The organism is Nocardioides sp. P4_G4 (genome assembly GCF_056401085.1).
The window spans coordinates 1-14,477 of record NZ_JBFUKA010000055.1; the positions used below are offsets into that span (position 1 = coordinate 1).

The 14,477-nt window shown below is 73.9% G+C and carries 17 protein-coding genes and 1 pseudogene; 7 read left to right on the forward strand and 11 right to left on the reverse strand.

Annotated elements, in window-relative coordinates:
- A pseudogene (locus tag AC1DQF_RS13835) lies at nt 1–304 on the reverse strand (aspartate aminotransferase family protein); the annotation flags it as partial.
- 84 nt (nt 305–388) lie between these two features.
- Nucleotides 389–766 (reverse strand): nuclear transport factor 2 family protein, encoded by a 378-nt coding sequence (locus AC1DQF_RS13840; RefSeq protein ID WP_477525798.1) that lies wholly within the window; start codon nt 764–766, stop codon nt 389–391.
- Nucleotides 767–822: 56 nt separating this feature from the next.
- Between AC1DQF_RS13840 and AC1DQF_RS13845 the strand changes: the two genes are divergently transcribed.
- On the forward strand, nt 823–1,704 hold the full coding sequence (locus AC1DQF_RS13845) for a 3-methyladenine DNA glycosylase (RefSeq protein WP_477525799.1): 882 nt from the start codon (nt 823–825) through the stop codon (nt 1,702–1,704).
- On the opposite strand, the gene AC1DQF_RS13850 is transcribed toward AC1DQF_RS13845, so the two are convergent.
- Nucleotides 1,692–2,333 (reverse strand): sulfotransferase family protein, encoded by a 642-nt coding sequence (locus AC1DQF_RS13850; RefSeq protein ID WP_477525800.1) that lies wholly within the window; start codon nt 2,331–2,333, stop codon nt 1,692–1,694. The two genes, AC1DQF_RS13845 and AC1DQF_RS13850, sit on opposite strands and share 13 nt — an antisense overlap.
- Nucleotides 2,334–2,416: 83 nt before the next feature.
- On the opposite strand from AC1DQF_RS13850, the gene AC1DQF_RS13855 reads away from it, so the two are divergent.
- Entirely contained in the window at nt 2,417–3,025 is a 609-nt protein-coding gene (locus AC1DQF_RS13855) for a pentapeptide repeat-containing protein (protein WP_477525801.1), read from the forward strand.
- On the opposite strand, the gene AC1DQF_RS13860 is transcribed toward AC1DQF_RS13855, so the two are convergent.
- Nucleotides 3,015–3,605 (reverse strand): TetR family transcriptional regulator, encoded by a 591-nt coding sequence (locus AC1DQF_RS13860; protein WP_477525802.1) that lies wholly within the window; start codon nt 3,603–3,605, stop codon nt 3,015–3,017. The genes AC1DQF_RS13855 and AC1DQF_RS13860 overlap by 11 nt on opposite strands.
- Nucleotides 3,606–3,726: 121 nt before the next feature.
- Here AC1DQF_RS13860 and AC1DQF_RS13865 point away from each other — a divergent pair, with 121 nt between their 5' ends.
- Genes AC1DQF_RS13865 through AC1DQF_RS13875 form a run of 3 tightly spaced genes read left to right on the forward strand, consistent with a single transcriptional unit; the run spans nt 3,727 to nt 5,629 of the window.
- The gene (locus AC1DQF_RS13865) at nt 3,727–4,338 is read left to right on the forward strand and encodes a biotin transporter BioY (protein ID WP_477525803.1); all 612 of its coding nucleotides are present in this window, start codon (nt 3,727–3,729) and stop codon (nt 4,336–4,338) included.
- A complete protein-coding gene (locus AC1DQF_RS13870; protein WP_477525804.1) occupies nt 4,335–5,024 on the forward strand; it encodes an energy-coupling factor ABC transporter ATP-binding protein in 690 nt (229 codons plus the stop codon). Before AC1DQF_RS13865 ends, AC1DQF_RS13870 begins: the two co-directional genes overlap by 4 nt.
- Nucleotides 5,021–5,629 (forward strand): energy-coupling factor transporter transmembrane component T family protein, encoded by a 609-nt coding sequence (locus AC1DQF_RS13875; RefSeq protein ID WP_477525805.1) that lies wholly within the window; start codon nt 5,021–5,023, stop codon nt 5,627–5,629. The genes AC1DQF_RS13870 and AC1DQF_RS13875 overlap by 4 nt, the downstream gene beginning before the upstream one ends.
- Nucleotides 5,630–5,636: 7 nt before the next feature.
- On the opposite strand, the gene AC1DQF_RS13880 is transcribed toward AC1DQF_RS13875, so the two are convergent.
- The 3 genes from AC1DQF_RS13880 to AC1DQF_RS13890 are packed head-to-tail and all read right to left on the reverse strand — an operon-like array spanning nt 5,637 to nt 8,028.
- Complete coding sequence (locus AC1DQF_RS13880; protein ID WP_477525806.1) at nt 5,637–6,023, reverse strand: VOC family protein; 387 nt, start codon at nt 6,021–6,023, stop codon at nt 5,637–5,639.
- 43 nt (nt 6,024–6,066) lie between these two features.
- A complete protein-coding gene (locus AC1DQF_RS13885) occupies nt 6,067–7,458 on the reverse strand; it encodes an amidase (protein ID WP_477525807.1) in 1,392 nt (463 codons plus the stop codon).
- Between the two features lie 24 nt (nt 7,459–7,482).
- Nucleotides 7,483–8,028, reverse strand: a complete 546-nt coding sequence (locus AC1DQF_RS13890) for an NADPH-dependent FMN reductase (RefSeq protein WP_477525808.1) — start codon at nt 8,026–8,028, stop codon at nt 7,483–7,485.
- Nucleotides 8,029–8,100: 72 nt separating this feature from the next.
- Between AC1DQF_RS13890 and AC1DQF_RS13895 the strand changes: the two genes are divergently transcribed.
- Nucleotides 8,101–8,691: a TetR/AcrR family transcriptional regulator gene (locus AC1DQF_RS13895; RefSeq protein ID WP_477525809.1), complete on the forward strand. Its 591-nt coding sequence runs from the start codon at nt 8,101–8,103 to the stop codon at nt 8,689–8,691.
- Between the two features lie 27 nt (nt 8,692–8,718).
- On the opposite strand, the gene AC1DQF_RS13900 is transcribed toward AC1DQF_RS13895, so the two are convergent.
- The gene (locus AC1DQF_RS13900) at nt 8,719–9,081 is read right to left on the reverse strand and encodes a hypothetical protein (RefSeq protein ID WP_477525810.1); all 363 of its coding nucleotides are present in this window, start codon (nt 9,079–9,081) and stop codon (nt 8,719–8,721) included.
- 9 nt (nt 9,082–9,090) lie between these two features.
- A complete protein-coding gene (cimA, locus tag AC1DQF_RS13905) occupies nt 9,091–10,671 on the reverse strand; it encodes a citramalate synthase (protein ID WP_477525811.1) in 1,581 nt (526 codons plus the stop codon).
- Between the two features lie 253 nt (nt 10,672–10,924).
- On the opposite strand from cimA, the gene AC1DQF_RS13910 reads away from it, so the two are divergent.
- Nucleotides 10,925–11,977, forward strand: coding sequence for an FUSC family protein (locus AC1DQF_RS13910; protein ID WP_477525812.1), 1,053 nt, complete (start codon nt 10,925–10,927; stop codon nt 11,975–11,977).
- On the opposite strand, the gene AC1DQF_RS13915 is transcribed toward AC1DQF_RS13910, so the two are convergent.
- Nucleotides 11,955–13,613 (reverse strand): serine/threonine-protein kinase, encoded by a 1,659-nt coding sequence (locus tag AC1DQF_RS13915; protein WP_477525813.1) that lies wholly within the window; start codon nt 13,611–13,613, stop codon nt 11,955–11,957. The two genes, AC1DQF_RS13910 and AC1DQF_RS13915, sit on opposite strands and share 23 nt — an antisense overlap.
- Before the next feature lie 9 nt (nt 13,614–13,622).
- Entirely contained in the window at nt 13,623–14,471 is an 849-nt protein-coding gene (locus tag AC1DQF_RS13920; RefSeq protein ID WP_477525814.1) for an AMP-binding protein, read from the reverse strand.
- Between the last annotated feature and the right edge of the window lie 6 nt (nt 14,472–14,477).

A 14,477-nucleotide genomic window follows, 5' to 3' on the forward strand; every position in this document is an offset into this window, starting at 1 on the left:
GGCCGGAGTTCTGGTCCCACGCGCTGGTCAGCCAGTCGGCGGCCAGGGCGGCCGGGTGGGTGCCGCCGATGACGAACCCGAAGAAGCGTCCCGAGGGCATCGCGGTGAGCCCCGGCTCGCAGGCGGAGGCGAGCAGGTCCACGACCTCGGCCGGGTCGCTCGACCCGTCGGGCAGGTCGGGACCGAGCCGCGCCACGACGTCCTCGATCGAGGCGGAGGCGGGTACCCGCCGGGTGTCCAGCGACGCCAGCCAGTCGAGCGTGTGGGCGTGGGCGCGCTGCAGCGCCACCCCGTGGTCCTCCATCGCTCCAGTGTCCTTGCCCTCGGCGTGCCCGGTAAGGCCCGGACGGACCAGTCCTCCCCGGTGTCGGCGCTCGGCCACCCGGGCTCAGGTGCGCGGTCGGAAGCCCGAGCAGAGTACCCGCAGGTGGGTGATCCGGTCGCCGGTCGTGCGGAAGTAGGCCTGCTGCTCGGCCACCTGCTCGCCGTCCTCGTTGAGGAGGTCGAGTCGGTAGGAGACGCGTCGGGTGTCGGCGACGTCGTCCCCGGTGGTGATGTCGACGAGCGCCTCGATGGTGTCGCTCGGCTCGAACCAGTGGTCGAAGAACACCGCGGCGACCTCCGCCGGCCCGGTCGCCTCCCAGGCGCGGCCCGGGGTCAGGCCCTTGAAGTCGACGTCGTCGGCGAGCAGGCGACCGAAGGCGTCGCGGTCCTTCGCCGCGACCGCGCGGGCGAGCTCCTCACCCAGGGATCTCGAGCCGGTCATCTGGCCTCCTGTCGTCGGTTCTCGAGTGTCGCACCGGGCGACCTACCCTGTCCTGCGTGCAGGTCGTGGAGCAGGAGCAGGTGCTGGAGCGCGCGCAGTGGCGACCCCGCGCGGACGCCCACGCCGCGCGCGTCGACGCCCACCTGCGACCCCACCTGACCCGGCGGGCCGGCGGCGTGAAGCACCCGGTCCACGACTTCCTCTTCACCTACTACTCCCAGCGTCCCGCCCAGCTGCGCCGGTGGCACCCCGGGTACGGCGTGCGGCTGGCCGACGCGGCGGGGTACGACGGGCTTCGGGGCTACGCGTCCGGCACCGTCACGTCTGCGTACGTCGCCGCGCAGGCCACGCTGCTGCGCGGGCTCGCCAACCTGCTCCGAGCCACCGAGTCCCGGCCGGCCCACGTCGGCTGCTTCGGGCTGCACGAGTGGGCGATGGTCTACCAGCAGTCCGCGGACGAGGTGCGCCACAACGACTGGCCGCTGCGGCTCGGGTCGTMGGGCACCGACACCGTGGTCGAGCAGCACAAGGTCCAGTGCTCCCACTTCGACGCCTTCCGCTTCTTCACCGGACCGGCACGACCGCTCAACACGCTGCAGCCCGGTCGCGACGACCGGGCGGCGTACGAGCAGCCGGGGTGCCTGCACGCCGGGATGGACCTCTACAAGCACGCCTTCCGGCTCACGCCGATGATCAGCTCGGACCTCGTCGCGGACTGCTTCGAGCTGGCCCGGGACATCCGCGAGCTCGACATGCGGGCCGCGCCCTACGACCTCGCCGACCTCGGCTTCGAGCCGGTGCGCATCGAGACGCCCGAGGGCAAGGCGGCGTACGTGAGGGAGCAGCGGGCCTTCGCCGAGCGGGGCGCCCCCCTGCGCCGACGGCTGGTAGAGGAGTGCGAGCGGCTGCTCGACGTGCCGGCCCCTCAGAACTCGTAGTCGAAGGCCTCGATCGCGTCGGCGAAGACGACGCCGACCCGCTCGCGGGAGGCGTCCGAGTAGAGCTCGCGGTAGTGACCGGCCGGACGGGCGTGGCCCTTGGCGCGCGGGAGGTCCGGCTCGCCCGGCAGGCCGAGGTGGTCCCAGACCTCGGCGAGCTCGGTGTCGAGGTGCTCGTAGCGCAGCACCCGGTCGACGACGAGGCGACCGCGGATGCGGTACATCCGGCGGTTGTTGGCCAGCTGCTCGATCCACTCCTCCGAGACGTAGGTGTCGAAGTCCGGCAGCTGCTCGCGGTCCTTGTACTTCCAGTAGTAGAGCGAGACGACGGCGTCCCACGGGTTCCGCTCGATCGCGAACTTGTAGTAGTCACGCCACGTGTCCGGGCCGACGGCGTCCCGCGCCAGGCGGGCGCTCATGTGGTTGAAGGCCTTGCGGGACAGCGGCGGAGACTCGAAGTTCTGTGGACCACGCCCACCCGCGGCCGCGCGCAGCTCCTCGTCCTCGGGGCTGATCAGGGTGATCACGTCCTCCGGGCCGCAGACCTTCGACAACGCGATCTCGACGCTGGTGCCCGCCGTCTTGCGAGTCTTGAGGAAGAGGAAGCGGTGGGCATGGGACGCGATCACGCCCCGACCCTACCGGCGGCGTGCGCGCCGGACGCGGGCTAGCGTGGCGCCCGTGACGAGCCCCACTCCCGCCCCGGTCCACGATGTCTGAGCCCATGCAGGCCACGGGCCAGGACTTCCACGACGACGACTGGTACGGCGACCAGCTGGGCGCCGCCCGCTTCACCGAGTGCACCTTCACCGGSGTCGACTTCAGCGAGTGCACCACCTCCGGGGCCGTCTTCGACCAGTGCACCTTCCACGCCTGCCAGTTCAGCTCGTCGACCCACACGTCCACGGCGTTCGTGGCGTGCGACGTGCGCCGCTCGAAGTTCTTCGACGTCACCCTCGACGGCTGCAAGCTCGTCGGCACGGTGTTCTCCGAGTGCGTCATGCGGCCGATGACGGTCCGGGGCGGGCAGTGGCAGGGCGTGACGATCCGGGGCACCAACCTGGCCCGGCTCGACCTCTCGGGCGTCGACCTCCGCGAGGCCGACCTGTCCCTGAGCGACCTCACCGCCACCTCGCTCCGCAACGCGCGGCTCGACCGGGCGACCCTGCGGGAGACCAGGCTGGGGAAGGCCGACCTGCGTGGCGCGTCGCTGGACGGGGTGGACCTCGCGGCCGCCCAGCTGCAGCGGACGAGGCTCGACCTCGCGGGCGCGGTGCTGCTCGCGGAGCTGCACGGCGCCGAGGTCGACGTCAGCCCCTGACCCGCCCGCCCGTCGGCGCGTGGACGCCGAGCCCGTCGAGCACCAGGCCGAGGCCCAGGTCGAAGTCCCCGGTCCGGTCGGTCGCCCCGTCCTCCGCGGACGGACCCTCGATGGCCCCGGCACTCTCCGCCTGGAGCGCGGTCTGCTCCTCGAAGGTGTGCCCGAAGACGAAGTGCAGCAGCGTCCGGGCCCCCACCCCCACGAGCGGCTCGCTGAAGCCGGCGCGGGCGAGGATCTCCTCGAGCTCGTCGGCCGGTCCTCGCGCGCCGAGACCGAACGCGTAGACCGTCGCCACCAGGTCGGCGCCGTCACGGTAGGCCAGCATCGCGTCCCTCAGCTCGTAGCAGGCCTCGACGAGGAGGTCGTCCCACCCGGTGGCGGTCCGCGGACGGCGACCGCGTGCCAGCACCTCGTCGGCGACCGCGGCCAGCAGCGCCTGCTTGCTCGGGAAGTGGTGGTAGATCGCGCTCGCCTGCAGGCCGAGCTCCGATCCGAGCCTGCGCATGGTGAGCGAGGCGAGACCGTAGTCGTCGAGCACCCTCACGGCCCGCTCGACAATGTCCTCCCGGTGGTGGCGCACGGGTGCTCCCTTGGTGGGTCCTGGCGAGGGCGGCGTGAGACCGCATTGACGTCGTACGCGCGTCACCCTAACCTGAACGCCGTTCAACTGACCACCGTTCAGGTATCGCGAAGGAACCCCCATGCAGACTCGACGCGCCGGCACCGACATCGCCCTGATCGCGGCCTTCGCCGCCCTCATCGCGGTGTGCGCCCTCCTCCCCGCGCTCTCGGTCGGCACCGCGGTGCCGATCACCCTCCAGACCTTCGCCGTGCTCCTCTCCGGCGCCGTGCTCGGCATGCGCCGCGGCTTCCTGGCCGTCCTGCTGTACGTCGTCGCGGGTGCGGCCGGCCTGCCGATCTTCTCCGGGGGCGCGGCCGGCCTCGCGGTACTGACCGGGCCCTCGGCGGGCTACCTGGTCGGCTTCCCGTTCGCCGCCGGGCTCTGCGGCTTCATCGTGGAGCGCCTGCCCCGCCGCTCGCTGGCGAGCGTGCCGACCATCTTCGCGGCAGGGGTCTTCAGCTCCGCGGTCTTCATCCACACCTTCGGCATGACCGGGCTGGTGCTGCGCGCCGACGTGACGTGGGCACAGGCCTTCGACATCGACAGGATCTTCTGGATCGGCGACCTCATCAAGAACCTCGCGATGGCCCTGGTCGCCACGGCCGTCCACCGCGCCTTCCCCGACCTGCTCGTGAGCCGGACCCGCGCCGACTCGACTCAGGACCCGGTGGAGGGCACGCTCACCACGTGAGCGTGATCTCCCTCGAGCAGGTCACCGTCCGGGTCCCCACCCACGGCGGCGACCTGCAGGTCCTGCACGAGACGTCGTTGTCGCTGTCGGAGCGGCGGATCGCCCTGGTCGGTCCCAACGGCTCCGGCAAGTCGACCCTGGCCCGCCTGCTCAACGGGCTGGTCACGGCGAGCACCGGCCGCGTGCTGGTGGACGGCCTCGACGTGGCCAGGTCCGGACGGGAGGTACGACGCCGCGTCGGCTTCGTGTTCACCGATCCCGCGGCCCAGCTCGTGATGCCGACGGCGCGTGAGGACGTGGCGCTGTCGCTGCGGCGTACGCATCGCGACAAGGTCGAACGGCTGGCCGCCGCCGACGCCGTGCTGGCCGACTTCGGGCTCGGGGGCTTCGGCGACCGCAGCGTGCACGGCCTGTCCGGCGGCGAGCGCCAGCTGCTGGCCCTGGCCGGGGTACTGGCCACCGGGCCCTCGGTGCTGGTCGCCGACGAGCCGACCACGCTGCTCGACCTGGGCAACAGCCGCCGCATCGGCGACCTGCTGCTCGGGCTCCCCCAGCAGCTGGTGCTCGTCACCCACGACCTCGAGCTGGCCTCCCGCTGCGACCGCGCGCTGCTGGTCCGGCACGGTCGCGTCGAGCACGACGGCACGGCCGACGAGATCGTCTCCCGCTACCGGGCCACCGCATGAGCGGCGACCTGCTCGGGATCCACCAGCCCGGGGACACCTTCCTGCACCGACGCCGGGCCGGGACCAAGCTGCTGGGCCTGATGCTGGCCAGCATCGTGGTGGTGGTCGTGCACGGGCCGCTGTCGGCGGTGGCGTTCGTCGCCCTGGCGGCCAGCCTGCTGGCGTGGTCCGGCGCCCGGGTGGACGTGACCCTGCGCGCGATGCGCGGGCTGCTGCTCATGGCCGTCGTGCTGGGGGCGTGGACGGCCTGGCAGAGCGGGTGGCCGCGCTCGGTGGAGGTCGTGGGTGACCTGGTCGCCCTGATCCTGCTCGCCACCACGCTCACGGTCACGACGCCCGTCGACGAGGTCATGGACGCCGTGGTCCACGGGCTGCGCCCCTTCCGGCGCCTGGGGGTCGACCCCGAGCAGGTCGGCCTCGCGTTCTCGCTGATGCTGCGCGCGATCCCCTCGACGCTCACCCTGGCCGGCGAGGCGCGGGACGCCGCCCTGGCGCGCGGCCTCGAGCGGTCACCCCGGGCTCGACTCACCCCGCTCGTGATCCGGGTGGTGGCGCGAGCCCGCGAGACCGGGGACGCGCTGCACGCCCGCGGCGTCGGCGACTGACGACGGGTCAGGACATCGGCTGGTTGAGGAACCACCGGTGGCCGAACGGATCCCGGAAGACCGCCACCCGCCCGGCCGGCGGCGAGTCCTCGGGCCCGCGGTCGAGCGGCGTACCCGCCCCGCGCACGCGCTGGCAGACCCGGTCCACGTCCGCGACCGTGAGGTGCAGCGACACCGATGCCCCACGGGAGGGGTCGGGCGCCGCCACCCCGGCGGACTCGAACTCCTCCGACATCATCCAGCCGGCCCCGTCGACGGCCAGCTCCACGTGACCGATGCGCCCGTCGTCCATGACGATCGGCTCGTAGGTCACCTCGGCGCCCAGCACGTCGACGTACCACTCGATCGCCGCCCGGGCGTCCCCCACGCACAGGTAGGGCGTCAGCTCGCTCATGGGACCACCCGACCACGCAGGGGGTCGGTTGTCCACGGGTCGCTCACCAGCCCGGCGGTCGCCGGTCCGCCCACGGCCGGGCCGCCTCCAGCTGCGCCGACGCCGCCAGCAGCACGTGCTCCTCGGCCGGGCGGGCGGCCAGCATCACCCCCACGGGGAGTCCCGCGGCGGTCTGGTGCAGGGGCAGCGACACCGCGGGCATGCCGGTGACGTTCCAGGCGCTGGTCCACGGCGTGAACCGCTTCTGGGCCTCGAAGTCAGCGGCCGGGTCGGCGTCGTCGCGCAGGGCCCCGACCAGGGGTGGCGGGGTCGCCAGGGTCGGGGTGAGGACCAGGTCGTACGGCGCGAGCGCGACGAGTGCGTCCGCGGCGTACTGGCGCATCCGGGCGACGGCGACGCCGAACTCGGGACCGCTGACCGCCCGCCCCCGGCCGGCGAGCCACCGGGTCAGCGGGCGCAGCAGGTGCTCGGTGCCGGGTGGGGCTGGTGACATCGCGGTCAGCACCGCCCAGCAGGTCTCGAAGGTGGCCACCGCCTCGCGCGGCAACGGCACGGCGACGTCCTCGACCTCGTGGCCCAGCTCGGCGAGCAGCGTGGAGGTGGCCTCCCACGCCTCGACGCTGCTGGGGTCGACGTCGCTGTCGGTGATGACCGGTGTGAGGAAGCGAGCGACCCGGAGCCGACCCGGGTCGCGGTCACAGGCCTCGAGGAAGCGGACCGGAGGCGGTGGCGCCCAGGAGGGGTCGCCGGGTCGGCGGCCGGCCAGCACGTCCAGCAGGGCGGCGGCGTCGCGGACGGACCGGGCGATCGGGCCCGCGGTGGCCAGGCCGGTCGGGTCGCCGTAGGTGGGGGCGGCGCTGATCCGGCCGCGGGTGGGCTTGAGCCCGACGAGCCCGCAGCACGAGGCCGGGATGCGGATGGACCCGCCCCCGTCCGAGCCCGGGGCCAGCGGCGCCAGCCCGGCCGCGACCGCCGCGGCCGCTCCCCCGCTCGACCCACCGGCGGTCCGCGTGGTGTCCCACGGGGTCACGGCCGGGGGCGCGACGTCGGGCTCGGTGTAGCAGGGCGAGCCGAACTCCGGGGTGTTCGTCTTGCCCAGGCTCGGCATCCCGGCGGCCTCGACCGTCAGGACGACGTTGTCGGAGGTGTCGGGGACGAAGTCCGCGTAGGCGGCCGAGCCGAAGGTCGTGCGGACCCCCGCGGTGGGGTGCAGGTCCTTGATGGCCGTCGGCACTCCCCACAGGGGCCCGGCGCCCTCGGGACGGCGATCGAGCCGACGGGCGTGCGCGCGCGCCTGCTCGGGGGTGGACGTGACGAACGCGCCGACGTGGTCGGCGCGTCCGAGGTAGTGCTCGACGAGCTCGAGCGGGGTGACCTCACCTCGGCGGACGAGGTCACCCTGCTCCAGAGCAGTCATGTCGTGGAGTGCGGCCACGCTGGTGACCGTACCCCCGCCGGGTCAGGCCGCGGCGTCGTCGCGCCAGGCGGCGAGCTCGGCGACGGCCGCGCGGAACCTGGCCAGCACCTCGGGGTCGTTGAGGACGTCCACCTCGACGCCCGGCTGGGAGAGCACCACGGTGTCGATCACCTTGGCACCGGCGATGGTCGCCGAGTGGCGGGCGTGCTCGTGCGACCACTTGCCGCCGTACGGCGTGGGGGTGGTGCCGACGGCCGCGAACGGCTTGCCCACGATGGCACCGGCGCCGTAGGGGCGCGAGAGCCAGTCGATGGCGTTGTTGAGGACGGCCGGCATGGTGCCGTTGTACTCGGGGGTGATCACGAGCACGCGGTCGGCGGCGGCGACCTGCTCGCGCAGGGCGACGGCGGCGGCCGGCGGGGTGTCGCCGTCGATCTCCTCGTTGTAGAACGGGATGGCGCCGAGGCCCTCCGCGATCTGCAGCGAGACGCCCTCGGGGGCGGACGCCTGGAGCGCCTCGGCGAGGCGACGGTTGACGGAGTCGGCGCGCAGGCTGCCGACGAGGACGAGAACACGGGTGTCAGTCATGGAGGATCAAACGGACCGCGGTCCGGTTGTATTCCCGTGTCCTGCGCCACACCCACGACCTAGGGTGAGCCCGTGCCCATCGAGCTCCCTCTGGCGGACGCCCCGCCACCCGAGCGCGCCGACGCCGCCCGCAACCGCGAGACGATCCTCGCCGCCGCGTCGCGCCTCGTGGACGACCTTGGCGTCGAGCGGATCTCGATGGACGCCGTGGCCCGCGAGGCCGGGGTCGGCAAGGGCACGCTGTTCCGGCGGTTCACCAGCCGCGAGGGCCTGATGGCGGCGGTGCTCGACCGCTCGGAGACCGCGTGGCAGGCCAGCATCCTGTCCGGTCCCCCGCCGCTCGGGCCGGGGGCGCCGCCGTACGACCGGCTCCTCGCCATGGGCCACTCCCGACTGCGGCTCAACGTCACCCACGGCGCCCTCATCAAGGCCGCCACCGGCAGCCACGGCGCCCGGTCACGCGCCGCCGCGTCGTTCGCGATCATGCACCTGCGGCACCTGCTGTCCGAGCTGCACGTCGAGGGCGACCTGCCGCTGCTGGCGGTGGCGCTGCTCGCGCCGCTCGACATCGTGATCGTCGAGCAGCAGCAGGCCGACGACGTCACCCTGGACCGCATCGAGGCGGCGTGGGACGACCTGGTCCGCCGGGTCGTCGGTCACTGACCCCACCCTGGGTCCAGGGTTCCCGTCTCAGCCGACGGCGGACGCGGCGATCACCGCGCCGAGGGCCCACAGCCCCGCACCCACGACGAGGGCGACCAGCGGCACCCACCACGCCGACTGGCGGCGGACCACCCGGGTCACGACCACCACCAGGGCGACCAGGAAGACCACCACCGGCGACCCGACCGCCACCAGCACGCCGAGGCCGATCCTTCCCCGGCTGCACTCCGCATCGCCGTTGCACCCGTCCGCGACCATCATGAAGAAGAGTCCCAGGAACGACGCGATCGGCACCAGCACGGCGAGCCCGACCATGAGCAGGGCGGTGACGACCCGCTCGACGGTCGACGTCTGGCGAGGGAGGTCGTCGTACGTCGCGGGCTCGGTCACCGCTCGAACCTAGCGCTGGTGGCGTCGCAGCCCGAAGGTCAGCCCGTCGACCAGGGCGCCCCACGACGCCTCGATGACGTTGTGCCCGACGCCCACCGTCACCCACGACGACTCACCGTCGGTGGTCTCGATGAGCACCCGGGTGATGGCGTCGGTGCCGTGGCCCTGGTCGAGGATGCGGACCTTGTAGTCGATGAGCTCGAACTTCGCCACCTCGGGGAACGCCTGCCCGATCGCGCTGCGCAGCGCGGCGTCGAGGGCGTTGACCGGGCCGTTGCCCTCCCCCGTCACGACGTAGCGCACGCCCTCGGCCCGGAGCTTGACGGTGGCCTCGGAGACCGCCTCGGCGGCCGGCGAGGTCTCGGTGATGACCCGCCAGGACTCCACGTCGAAGTACGACGGGCGTGCGCCCTCGACCTCCTCGACGAGGAGCAGCTCGAAGGAGGCGTCGGCGGCCTCGAAGGTGTAGCCGTGCTGCTCCATCTGCTTGACGCGGTCGGTCACCCGGGTGACCAGCTCCCGGTCGCCGGACAGGTCGAAGCCCAGCTCGCGGCCCTTGAGCTCGATGGAGGCGCGGCCGGCCATGTCCGAGACGAGCAGCCGCATGTCGTTGCCGACGCCCGTCGGGTCCATGTGCTGGTAGAGGTCGGGGTCGACCTTGATGGCCGAGGCGTGCAGGCCGGCCTTGTGGGCGAAGGCGGAGGTGCCGACGTACGGCTGGCGGGACGCGGGCGGGAAGTTGGTGACCTCCGCGACGGCGTGCGCGATCCGGGTGGCCTCGCCCAGCAGCCCGGCCGGGAGGACCTGCCGGTCCAGCTTGAGCTCGAGGTTGGCGACGACCGAGACCAGGTCGGCGTTGCCGGTGCGCTCGCCGTACCCGTTGATCGTGCCCTGCACGTGCGTGGCGCCGGCATCGACGGCGGCCAGGGTGTTGGCCACCGCACAACCGGTGTCGTTGTGGCAGTGGATGCCGACCCGGGCGCCCGTCGTCTCGATGACGTCGTGGACGACGTCGCTGACCCAGTCCGGCAGCATGCCGCCGTTGGTGTCGCACAACGCCACGACCTCGGCCCCGGCCTCGGCCGCGGTGCGCAGCACCTCGAGGGCGTAGTCGCGGTTGGAGCGGTAGCCGTCGAAGAAGTGCTCGGCGTCGAGGAAGACCGTCTGCCCCGACTCGCGCAGGTGGGTGATGGTGTCGCGGACCATCGCGAGGTTCTCCTCGAGCGTGGTGCGGAGCGCGAGCTCCACGTGCCGCTCGTGCGACTTGGCGACCAGCGTGACGACCGAGGCACCGCTGTCGCGCAGGGCGGCGACCAGCGGGTCGTCCGCCGCGGCGACACCGGCGCGCCGGGTGGCCCCGAAGGCCGCCAGCCGGGCGTGGCGCAGGTCGAGCTCCTGGGCGGCCCGGCGGAAGAACTCGGTGTCCTTGGGGTTGGACCCCGGCCAGCCGCCCTCGATGTAGCCGACCCCCAGCCCGTCGAGCTGGCGCGCGATGGTCAGCTTGTCGGCCACGGAGAGGTTGAGCCCCTCCTGCTGCGCGCCGTCGCGCAGCGTCGTGTCGTAGACGTGGAAGGAGCCCTGCAGGTCCATCGGTCTCATCTCTCGCGGTGTCGCTCGGGTGGGTGCGGCTCGGGTGGCTGTCGCTCGGGCGGGGTCGATCCGTGTGCGGGTACAAAAAAACCTCCCGGGGTGCAGGAGGTCGGCGCGGCGCGTGGTCGGCGTCGCGCTAGGAAATGATGATCGTGCTCGTGGTCACATCCCCCACTGTGCCACGCTCGCGGAGCAGGTCCGGGACTCGTCTCGCGATCCGGCCCACGGCTGCCGGGTGGGCGAGGATGGCCGGGTGAGACTCCCTTCGACCGGTGCCGGGCTCGGTGCCGACCTGGTGCGGATGAACCCGGCGGCCGGGGCGCACCGCGTGGCCCTGCGCGCGGGCACGTCCGTGGCGGTCCCGCTGCTGCTGCTCTGGTCGTGCGACCGGGTCGAGTGGTCCATCTACGCCGCGTTCGGGGCCTTCACTGCGCTCTACGGGCGCACCCACGTGCACCTGTCCCGCCTGCAGATGCAGGTGGCCGTGGGTGCCCTCCTGGTCACCGCGACCACCCTCGGCGTCGTCGTCGGCACGTCCGCGCACCGGGCCTGGCTCGCGGTGCCGGTCGCCGGGCTGGTCGCGGCGGTGGGCTCCCTCTTCTCCGACGCCATGGCGTGGCACCCACCCGGCCCGCTCTTCCTCGTCTTCGCCTTCGCGGCCTGCGCGTCCATCCCCAGCGAGCCGGCCGACGTGGCGATCGCGGCCGGGGTCGCCTCCTGCAGCGCCGCGTTCGCCGTGCTGGTGGGGTACGCCGGGTCGGCCTGGCGATCGTGGCGGCTGCCGGAGGCGCCCAGGACGAGCTGGCGGCGTACGGCGTTCGGGGACGTCGCGCGTCGCCACCTGGCCCGCAACGTGGCCGGGGTGGTGCTGGCGGGGTCGGTCTCGACGGTGGTCGGGATCGGGCACCCCTACTGGGCGATGGTCTCGGCGGTGGTGCCGCTCGCGGCCACCCGTCCCGCCGCACAGGTGGTGCGTGTCCTGCACCGGATCATCGGCACCCTCGTCGGCCTCGGCGTGGCGGCGGTCTTCTTCGCCCTCGACCCCGCCGGGCTGGTGCTCATCCTCACCGTGGTGGCGCTGCAGTGCGCCGCGGAGCTGCTGGTGGGGCGCAACTACGCGCTCGCCCTGGTGGCCATCACGCCGCTCGCCCTGCTGATGGTGCACCTGGCCGCGCCGACCCCGGCCAGCGTGCTGCTGCTCGACCGCGGCGTGGAGACCGTCATCGGCGTGGCCATCGGGCTCGCCATCGGCTACCTCACCCGCGACCGGGCGGCCGCAGCGGCTAGAGCCAGCTCGGCAGGCTGACGTCGGCGAACGGCCGGTCGCTCGCGGGTGCCCACTCGGTGCCGTTGCTGGTGACGGTCGCAGCGAGGCCGGTGGCCGCGGCCACGAGCGCCACGGTGGCGAGGAACCACGGCACGCCGCGGGCGGCGACCGGGTGGCTGATGCGCCGCACCGGGCCCCGCAGGCGTGAGCTCCCCGGCCCCCACCACATGGCGAGGGCGAGCACCAGGCCGATGCCTCCCAGGCTGGGCGTGAGCGACAACCCCGCGGCGAAGCACAGCAGCGCGGCCGCCAGCGCCAGCCCCAGGCTCCACGACAGGAGGAGCAGGACGCCGGGGACCGCAGCCAGGACGTGCCACGGGGTGGCGACGAGCAGCTGGGGGGCGTCGTACCACTTGGCGCCCCGCACCTGACGCCTCGCCCCCGCCGCGCTGCCGGCCAGCGAGCCGCTGCGCAGCAGCCAGGCGACGACGGCCAGCAGGAGCGCGGTGAGGTACGGCGCGACCGCGACGGCGGCGCCCACGACGGCGGCTCCCGCGAGGACGAGCACCGCTCGTCGGAAGCGCTCGAGCCCCCCGACGCGCGGCGGYGGCGCCCAGGGGGACGTCGTCCCGGCCCCGGGCTCGCGGATGGTCTCGGTGTCCCCGTCCTCGGGCAGGACGCGGGTGGACCGAAGGTAGGGGTCGGACCCGTAGGGGTCGGACCCGTAGGAGCGGGGCTCGTCCCCGCGCAGGATGCCACCGGCGGTCCGGCGCTCKACCACCTCGGTCGTGTCGTGGGCCGGCGCCAGGGAGGCGACGGCCAGCGGCACGGTGAACGGGTCGGGCTCACGGTCCACCGCGCCGGGCAGCAGGCGGGCCAGCCACTGCCGCAGCTCCGGCAGCGACGGACGGCGGGCGGGATCGGGGTCCAGGGCCTCCTCGATCGCGGGCCGGAGCACCGGGTCGAGGTCGGACAGGTCGTGCTCGCCGCGCCGGACGCGGTCCATGACCGCCACCGACGGACCCCGGCCGAAGGGCGGGCGACCGGTGCCGGCGAAGGCCACGGTCGCCGCCCAGGAGTGCACGTCGGACGCGGCCGTGGCGTCGTCGCCGTACAGGATCTCGGGGGCGAGGTAACCGGGCGTGCCGAGCAGCCAGCCGGTGTGGGTGAGCTTGGGGTCGTCGGCCACGCGGGCCAGACCGAAGTCGATGAGGATCGGGGTGCGGCCCTCCATGAGCACGTTGGAGGGCTTGATGTCGCGGTGCAGCACCCCGACGTCGTGCACGGCGGCCAGCGCCTCCGCGAGGCAGCTCGCGGCCCAGACGAGGTCGGCGCCGGTGAGCGGCCCCTCCTCGTGCACGTGGTCGTGCAGGGACAGCCCGGGCACGTAGCGGGTGGCCACGAACGGGATGTCGCCCCACGGGTCGGCGTCGACGATCTCGGCGACCCGCCGGCTCCTGATGCGGGTGAGGCTGCTGACCTCCCGGGCCAGCCGGTGGCGGGCCTCGTCGTCACCGACGATGTGCGGGCGCAGCACCTTGAGCGCCACCCGCTCGCCGCCGGGCCGACGGGCCAGGTGCACGACACCCATGCCGCCCTCGCCGAGGCGCGTCAGCAGCTCGTAGCCGCCCACCCTCAGACCGGGGGGCGCCTGCTCGGGACGGGACGTGGTCACGGACGGAGATTACCCGGCGTCGACCCCGCCGAGCGGCATGTCGGCGCCACCGGGGCCGCGGGGCTCCGACGACCCGTCGGCCCGGCCGTCGACGGACGTCCCGAGCCCGTGGGCCAGGTGGCGGGCGAGGAGCCGGTGCGCCCGCGCCTCGGTCATCGGGGCGTCCAGCCGCCGGACGCCGCTCGTGGCTGCCCCGGGCAGGTACGCGCCGTCGGCCACCCAGGCGGCGTGCGTGCGGCGGACCCCGACGGACGAGCCCGTCGCACCGCCGGCGTAGAGCACGGTCGCGAGTGCCTCGGGGTCCAGGGCCTCGATGCGCCGGCCGATGGCCGAGGGGTCGCCGGCCAGCAGCTCCTCGCCCTCGGTCAGCAGCGACTCGAACGTCATCACCCGGCGGTCGGGGTAGTCGCCGTCGAGCTGCACGACGCGGCGCACCCCGCGGATGTCGCCCCGCACCACGCGCAGCTTCTCCACCTGGGAGCGGTCCTCGGCCACGACGACCACGGCCCGGGAGTCGTCGACACGGTGCGCGAGCTCGGGCGGACCGTCGTCGGGGTGGACGGCCACCGTCACCGCGCCCGCGCACAGGATCGCCCAGTGCGCCAGCACCCAGTCGACACGCGTCCGGGACAGGATCACGACCCGGTCCCCCGGCTCCACGCCCAGCCCGACGAGCCCGGCCGCGAGAGGTTCGACCAGTGCGCGGGTCCCGGTCCAGGTCACCTCCTCGGTGGCCTCCCGCCCGGGAGTGCGTACGACGTGGTGCAGGGCCACCCCGTCGGGCGAGGCGTCCGCGCGTGCCCAGAGCAGGCGGGCGAGCGTCGTCGAGCCGGTGGTCCCCTGCGCCACCTCGTCCACGGTCTC

Bases quoted from the DNA above. Each gene is read 5' to 3' on its own strand.
- AC1DQF_RS13840 (WP_477525798.1), bottom strand. From the start codon at position 766: ATGACCGGCTCGAGATCCCTGGGTGAGGAGCTCGCCCGCGCGGTCGCG.
- AC1DQF_RS13865 (WP_477525803.1), top strand. From the start codon at position 3,727: ATGCAGACTCGACGCGCCGGCACCGACATCGCCCTGATCGCGGCCTTC.
- AC1DQF_RS13875 (WP_477525805.1), top strand. From the start codon at position 5,021: ATGAGCGGCGACCTGCTCGGGATCCACCAGCCCGGGGACACCTTCCTG.
- AC1DQF_RS13880 (WP_477525806.1), bottom strand. From the start codon at position 6,023: ATGAGCGAGCTGACGCCCTACCTGTGCGTGGGGGACGCCCGGGCGGCG.
- AC1DQF_RS13890 (WP_477525808.1), bottom strand. From the start codon at position 8,028: ATGACTGACACCCGTGTTCTCGTCCTCGTCGGCAGCCTGCGCGCCGAC.
- cimA (WP_477525811.1), bottom strand. From the start codon at position 10,671: ATGGACCTGCAGGGCTCCTTCCACGTCTACGACACGACGCTGCGCGAC.